Raw genomic sequence first — 315 nt, 5'->3', positions numbered from 1 at the left:
GTTCCTCGATCCGCTGTCGGCGGTCGTCATCGCGTGCTCGCTGCCGATCCTGGCGCTGCTGACCCGATGGTTCCAGGTGACGTCGCAGCGCGCCTTCCGCGCCACCCGTGTGCACTCGGCGCGGCTCATCGTCAAGTTCGTCGAGACGATGACGGGCATCCGGGCCGTGAAGGCGTTCCGCGCGGAGCGACGCAACGAGCGGGAGTTCGGCGCGACCACCGAGGCGTATCGCGACGCCAACGCGAAGGCGATCGGCGTGTTCGGCGTCTTCGACCCGAGTCTCGTCGTGATCGGCAACGTGGTCGTGGCGGTGGT

At 68.6% G+C, this 315-nt stretch carries 1 protein-coding gene; it reads left to right on the top strand.

Annotated features, from left to right (window positions below; genetic code table 11):
- Positions 1 to 315 (top strand): ABC transporter transmembrane domain-containing protein (locus FJ658_RS15740; RefSeq protein ID WP_141146259.1); only part of this gene is annotated, 315 nt, incomplete at both ends.

Origin of the sequence: Schumannella sp. 10F1B-5-1 (assembly GCF_006517535.1) — a bacterium.
In the GTDB taxonomy this organism is placed as follows: Bacteria; Actinomycetota; Actinomycetes; order Actinomycetales; family Microbacteriaceae; genus Schumannella.
This window is presented reverse-complemented; position numbering and strand designations above follow the sequence as displayed.